The sequence below is a fragment of the Lawsonibacter sp. LCP25S3_E2 genome, from assembly GCF_052117285.1.
Lineage (GTDB): Bacteria > Bacillota > Clostridia > Oscillospirales > Oscillospiraceae > Lawsonibacter.
Genome location: NZ_JBQKJL010000012.1, coordinates 82,335 through 88,334, shown reverse-complemented (window position 1 = coordinate 88,334; position 6,000 = coordinate 82,335). Strand labels below are relative to the sequence as shown.

The following is a 6,000-nucleotide window of genomic DNA, read 5'->3' as shown; positions in this document are numbered from 1 at the left end:
CACGAAATGATGCTTTTGTCAAGCCCTGTTTTGAATTATTACGAAAAAAATCCTCCTACCCTCTCATTTCTGAGGGTAGGAGGATTTGTCAGCTTAACTTACTGACATTGGGCGAAAGCCGGGGCGCTTTTTCTGCTTTGGAACACATGACCTTGCTCCAAAAACGAAAATCCCGGCGCCTGCTCCAAGGCGCCGGGGTTCCCGTTGAAAAAGAGGATTAAAATGAAACGAACTGTCTCTTGCAGATGTTATGATACGGGAAAGTTATTAACAATTCCATCCCCAGTTGTTACAAAAGAATTAAATACATTCCAAAATTTCCGAAAAACCAACCTTCGCAGCAAAAAGTTTTCCACATCTTCCCCCACAATGGAGGAAAGGCTGATGGAGCGACCCATCAGCCTTTCAAGAAATTGGAGGATAGAATGAAAAGATGTTCTTGCCTTGCGAGTATGAGTATATCCAAGAATCATTAAAAAAGTTCTCTGCAAATGTTACAAAAGAATTAAATCTTTTCCTCAGCGCAGAGTTTCAAAAAAGCGCTGGAGAATCTCCTCGCACGGCCCGGTCAGCGGCCCCTGATAGATCCTGGGATGGTGGTTGAAGCGCTCCTCAAAGAGGTTCAGGACCGACCCGCAGCACCCGGCCTTTTCATCTTTGGCTCCATAGCGCACCTCTTCCACACGGGCGTTGATGATCCCCCCGGCGCACATGGGGCAGGGCTCCAGGGTCACATAGAGGGTGCAGCCGTGCAGCCGCCAGCTTCCCGTCCGCTGGCAGGCGTCCCGGATGGCATCCAGCTCCGCGTGGGCGGTGGCATCTCCATTGGCCTCCCGGCGGTTCCGGCCCCGGCCGATGATCTCTCCGTCCCGGACAATGACACAGCCCACCGGCACGTCCCCGTCCGCCTGGGCCTCCTGGGCCAGCTCCAGAGCCTTTCCCATATAGTATTCGTGGTCCATTTCCCTTCTCCCGCCTTTTTTGCTGTTTTCTCCAGTGTACCCCATCCCGCCGTTTTTCGCAACCGGAAAGCGGGAGCTTACTTGTACTGGGCGCAAAATCGTGATACAATAGCCAGCGAATTTAGAGACAGAGGATTTTCGCCTATGACTACCTATTTTGCCGGAACATTTGATATTGCCGTCATCGGGGCGGGACACGCAGGCATCGAGGCTGCTCTGGCCGCTGCCCGGATGGGCCTTAAAACCCTGTGCTTCACCGTCAATCTGGACGCGGTGGGCAACATGCCCTGCAACCCCGCCATTGGCGGCACCGGGAAGGGCCACCTGGTCCGGGAGCTGGACGCCCTGGGGGGTGAGATGGCCCGTGCCGCGGACAAGGCCTGCATTCAGTACCGCCTTCTGAACCGGAGCAAGGGCCCTGCCGTCTGGTCCCTCCGGGCCCAGGCCGACCGCCGGGAATATCAGAAAATTATGAAGCACACCCTGGAAAAGCAGGAAAACCTGTGGGTGAAGCAGGCAGAGGTGGTGGAGATCCTCACGGAGAATGGAGCCGTGTCCGGGGTGGTCACCCACACGGGGGCCACCTACGCCGTAAAGGCCGCCGTGGTGGCCACCGGCACCTACCTGGGCGGCCGCATCGTGGTGGGGGAGGTGGTCCGGGACTCCGGACCGGACGGCCTGTCTGCCGCCCTGCCCCTGACCCAGAGCCTTCTGAAGCTGGGCTTATCCATCCGCCGGTTTAAAACGGGAACACCCCCACGGGTCAACGCCCGGTCGGTGGATTTCTCCAAAATGGAGCTCCAGGTGGGGGACGAGGACGGCCAGGCCTTCTCCTTCCAGACCGAGACACCCCCCAAAAATCAGGCGGTATGCTACCTCACCTACACCAACCAGCACACCCATGACATCATCCGGGCCAATATGCACCGCTCCCCTCTGTTTGACGGCACCATTGAGGGAGTAGGCCCCCGGTACTGCCCCTCCATTGAGACCAAGGTGGACCGCTTCCCGGACAAGGAGCGCCACCAGCTGTTTATCGAGCCTATGGGCCTGGACACCGAGGAGCTGTACATCCAGGGTTTTTCCTCCTCGCTGCCCGAGGAGGTACAGATCCAGATGCTCCACACCATCCCCGGCCTGGAGCAGGCGGAAATGACCCGGTGCGCCTACGCCATCGAATATGACTGCGTGGACCCCACCCAGCTGGAGGCCACCCTGGAAGTCAAGTCCGTCCCCGGCCTCTACGGGGCGGGACAGTTCAACGGCTCCTCCGGCTATGAGGAGGCCGCCGTCCAGGGGTTCGTGGCCGGGGTCAACGCAGCCCTGAAGATTTTGGGTAAGCCCCCCTTTATCCTGCGCCGGGACCAGGGGTACATCGGCGTGCTCATTGACGACCTGGTGACCAAGGGCACCAATGAGCCCTACCGGATGATGACCTCCCGCACGGAGTACCGGCTCCTGCACCGCCAGGACAACGCCGACCGGCGGCTCACCCCCCTGGGCTATGAATTGGGCCTGATTTCCCGGACACAATATGAAGCGGTGCTGGAAAAGTACCGCATGGTGGACAAAGAGGTACAGCGCCTGGAGCGCACGGGCACACCCCCCTCTCCCGAGCTTAACAAGCTGCTGGAGGACCGGGGCGAACCCCCGGTGAAGGACGGGGCCCGGCTCAGCGACCTGCTCCGCCGCCCCCGGCTCACCTATGCCGACCTCACCCCCTTTGACCCTCAGCGGCCCCAGCTTCCCCCCAAGGTCGTCAGCGAGGCGGAGATCACCATCAAGTACGCCGGCTACATCGACCGCCAGCTGCGCCAGGTAGAGGAGGTCAAGCGCCTGGAGGAGCGGCCCCTGCCCCCAGACCTGGACTATCTGTCCATCTCCGGCCTTCGCCTGGAGGCCCGGCAGAAGCTCTCTGCCATCCGGCCCCGGAACCTGGGCCAGGCCAGCCGGGTGTCCGGCGTGTCCCCCGCAGATGTGGCGGTCCTGATGGTCTATTTGAAGCAGGGGGAGGAGAGAGGAGGTAGCGCTCATGGAACTGAGGCAAATTAAGGGAAACACCTGGGTGGCGGAGGCCATGGAGCTCATCCCCTTCTATAAACTGGACGAGAGCCGGTGCATCCTGCTGGATACCGGACTGTTGGAGGAACGGGAGGAGCTGGAGCAGGCCCTTTTGTCCCAGGGCCTTCGCCCGGTGGGCGTTCTCTGCTCCCACGCCCATGTGGACCACTGTGGAAACAGTGGGTATTTTCAGCAGAAATACGGCACAAAGATTGCCCTCACTGCCCCGGAAGCCGCCATGTGTGCCAACATTTTGACCCTGAAATGTTACTTTCTCACGCTGCCCCCGGATATGGTCGCTCGGGAATCCTCCTGCATGGTCCACACTCCCGATGTGATCATCCCCCCAGAGGACGGGACCTTTTCCTTCTGCGGAGCAGACTTTCAGATCCTCCACACCCCCGGCCACTCCGCCGGGCACATCTGTACCATCACCCCGGACCATGTGTGCTACACCGCCGATGCCCTGCTCAGCCACGAAATGCTGAAAGCAAAACTGCCCTATAACCTCAGTCATCAGGCCGCTGCAGACAGCCGGGAAAAGCTCCGGGGCCTTTCCTGTGCGCAGTATATCATGGCCCACCGGGGAACCTGTTCCCAGGAGGAGCTGGAGGAGCTTGTGGACGAAAACCAGGCCCTCCTGCGCCGCCGGGCGGAGGAAATTCTCTCCCTTATCCACCGGCCCATGTCCGCCAGCCAGATCAATGAGGCTGTGTGCATCCAGGACGAGCTTTTTACCAAAAAGCCCCGGCGGGCCCTGCGCTTTGAGCGCAACATCCGCTTCTTTGTGGAGTACCTCACCGACCGGGGACTGCTGGAGACCATCTGCCAAAACGGCATCGTCTATTACCGCCGCCCGGCAGAAGGGGAAGAACCTTCCACCTGATGGTGTGGACACCGGAAATTTGTCCACAACTTGTGGTAGTTTTTCCCGGTTTCGGGGAAAATTTCGGGAAAGTCTTGCAATCTATCCACATTTGTGGTACAATCTTCTGTACTTCCGGGCATTTCCGGTCAATTTTGTGAAATACTTGCCCCCCAGGGGCCTTGAAAGGAACGAGAACAAATGGAAACGCTGAATCTGATCCTTACCATCGTCCAGGTCCTGTGTGGGCTGGCTGTCATCGCTGTGGTCATGCTCCAGTCCGGCAAGAGCGCCGGCCTGTCCGGAGCCATTGCCGGCGGCGCCGATACCTTCCTGTCCAAGAACAAGGCCAAGAGCGTGGATGCCAAGCTGGCTAAGATGACCAAGTGGGTGGCCATCGTCTGGATCCTGCTGACCCTGATCCTGTGCATCATCTGATAAACGTTCAAACAGCCCGGTCAAAAGACCGGGCTGTTTTTTATTCTTCCAAATCATGTGCCCCGGCCATTGGCCGGGGCACGTTCCTTGGTTATTTCATATCGTGGCGGTTGAGCAGACTCTGCTTGATGTCCCACAGCTTCTGGCTCAGGTCCACATAGTAGTTGTGGGGATTTTCAAAGCGCTTGACCTCATCCCACAGGGAATCCACCTGCCGTTGGCAGTAGGCCCGGCTGGCCTGCAGGTCGGGGACCTGATAGACCAGCTCGCCCTTCTGGAAAATGGGCACCATCAGTTCCCGTGCTTCAATGTTGGTAAAGGTCTTCCGCTTCCAGGTGGCATCGGGGTCAAAGAGCTCCAGAGGCGCGTCAAAGTCAAACTCCTCATCGTGGAGGCAGATGAGGTCTGCCTCCGCCTTTCCGGTGTCCTTGGAGAAGATGCGGTACACCTTCTTGAAGTGGGGGGTGGTGATCTTGGCGGGATTTTCGCTGATCTTGATCTTGGGAATGATGTTCCCCTGGTCATCTTCAATGGCGGCCAGCTTATACACTCCGCCGAACACCGGCTCACTGCGGGAGGTGATGAGCCGCTCGCCCACGCCGAAGGAGTCGATCCGCGCCCCCTGGCGCACCAGATCCCGGATGATATACTCATCCAGGGCGTTGGACACCACGATCTTGCAGTCGGTCAGACCGGCATCGTCCAGCATCTGCCGGGCCTTTTGAGACAGATAGGTCAGATCGCCCGAGTCCAGCCGGATGCCGCACTTGGTGATCCCCTGGGGGAGAAGGACCTCCTGGAAGGCCCGGATGGCGTTGGGCACACCGGATTTCAGCACGTTGTAGGTGTCCACCAACAAGGTGGCATTGTTGGGATACAGCTGGCAGTAGGTTTTAAAGGCGGTATACTCATCGGGGAACATCTGCACCCAGGAGTGAGCCATGGTCCCGGTAGCGGGAGAGCCGTACCGCTGATCGGCCATGGTGCAGGCGGTGGCGGCGCAGCCGGCAATGTAGCTGGCCCGTGCACCCAGCAGGGCTCCGTCCGAACCCTGGGCCCGGCGGGAACCGAACTCCGCCACAGGCCGCCCCTCCGCCGCCCGGACGATCCGGTTGGATTTGGTGGCAATAAGGCTCTGATGGTTCAGGGTGAGCAGCACAAAGGTCTCCACAAACTGGGCCTGAATGGCGGGGGCCCGGACGGTGAGAATGGGCTCGTTGGGGAAGACCGGAGTCCCCTCGGGCACCGCCCAGATGTCGCCGGTAAATTTAAAGTGTTTCAGGAAGTCCAAAAACGCCTCGTTAAAGCAGCCCTTGCCCCGCAGGTACTCCAGATCCTCCTCATCAAAGCACAGGTCCTGAATGTATTCCACCACCTGGGCAAGGCCGGCGGCGATGGAAAAGCCGCCCTTATCGGGGACGGAGCGGTAAAATACATCAAAGTAGCAGATGCGGTCTTTCAGGCCGGTCTGGAAATAGCCGTTGGCCATGGTCAGCTCATAAAAGTCGCAGAGCATGGTAAGATTGGTCTTCGCTTTCATCGCGGAAAGCCTCCTTCAAGGGGGGGTGACAAGACACCCGATTTCTATTTATTATACCCTTTGCCAAAAGAAAAGGCAAGGAAAAGCATAAAAATCCCCTGCAGCCCCCCTTTCCCGCTGGGGGGAGGGTGGAA

General features: G+C 58.9%; 6 protein-coding genes. 4 read left to right on the top strand and 2 right to left on the bottom strand.

Annotation, left to right across the window (positions count from 1 at the left end):
* Window positions 1–221, top strand: a 221-nt coding sequence (locus ACTQ3R_RS11395) for a hypothetical protein (RefSeq protein WP_441779299.1), incomplete at its 5' end; no start/stop codon positions are given.
* A 297-nt stretch (window positions 222–518) separates the two neighbouring features.
* On the opposite strand, the gene ACTQ3R_RS11390 is transcribed toward ACTQ3R_RS11395, so the two are convergent.
* Window positions 519–962, bottom strand: a complete 444-nt coding sequence (locus tag ACTQ3R_RS11390) for a nucleoside deaminase (RefSeq protein WP_441779300.1) — start codon at window positions 960–962, stop codon at window positions 519–521.
* A gap of 144 nt (window positions 963–1,106) precedes the next feature.
* Here ACTQ3R_RS11390 and mnmG point away from each other — a divergent pair, with 144 nt between their 5' ends.
* The 3 genes from mnmG (at window position 1,107) to secG (ending at window position 4,326) form a co-directional block, all read left to right on the top strand.
* Window positions 1,107–3,014, top strand: a complete 1,908-nt coding sequence (gene mnmG / locus ACTQ3R_RS11385) for a tRNA uridine-5-carboxymethylaminomethyl(34) synthesis enzyme MnmG (RefSeq protein WP_441779301.1) — start codon at window positions 1,107–1,109, stop codon at window positions 3,012–3,014.
* On the top strand, window positions 2,995–3,909 hold the full coding sequence (locus ACTQ3R_RS11380; RefSeq protein WP_441779302.1) for an MBL fold metallo-hydrolase: 915 nt from the start codon (window positions 2,995–2,997) through the stop codon (window positions 3,907–3,909). Before mnmG ends, ACTQ3R_RS11380 begins: the two co-directional genes overlap by 20 nt.
* A gap of 180 nt (window positions 3,910–4,089) precedes the next feature.
* The gene (gene secG / locus ACTQ3R_RS11375) at window positions 4,090–4,326 is read left to right on the top strand and encodes a preprotein translocase subunit SecG (RefSeq protein ID WP_441779303.1); all 237 of its coding nucleotides are present in this window, start codon (window positions 4,090–4,092) and stop codon (window positions 4,324–4,326) included.
* Between the two features lie 91 nt (window positions 4,327–4,417).
* Here the strand turns inward: secG and ACTQ3R_RS11370 are convergent, their stop codons facing one another.
* On the bottom strand, window positions 4,418–5,866 hold the full coding sequence (locus ACTQ3R_RS11370; RefSeq protein ID WP_441779304.1) for a nicotinate phosphoribosyltransferase: 1,449 nt from the start codon (window positions 5,864–5,866) through the stop codon (window positions 4,418–4,420).
* Window positions 5,867–6,000: the final 134 nt, after the last annotated feature.

What these genes read in the sequence shown, in the direction of transcription:
- ACTQ3R_RS11390 (WP_441779300.1), bottom strand. Translation starts at nt 962, where the DNA reads ATGGACCACGAATACTATATGGGAAAGGCTCTGGAGCTGGCCCAGGAG.
- mnmG (WP_441779301.1), top strand. Translation starts at nt 1,107, where the DNA reads ATGACTACCTATTTTGCCGGAACATTTGATATTGCCGTCATCGGGGCG.
- secG (WP_441779303.1), top strand. Translation starts at nt 4,090, where the DNA reads ATGGAAACGCTGAATCTGATCCTTACCATCGTCCAGGTCCTGTGTGGG.
- ACTQ3R_RS11380 (WP_441779302.1), top strand. Translation starts at nt 2,995, where the DNA reads ATGGAACTGAGGCAAATTAAGGGAAACACCTGGGTGGCGGAGGCCATG.
- ACTQ3R_RS11370 (WP_441779304.1), bottom strand. Translation starts at nt 5,866, where the DNA reads ATGAAAGCGAAGACCAATCTTACCATGCTCTGCGACTTTTATGAGCTG.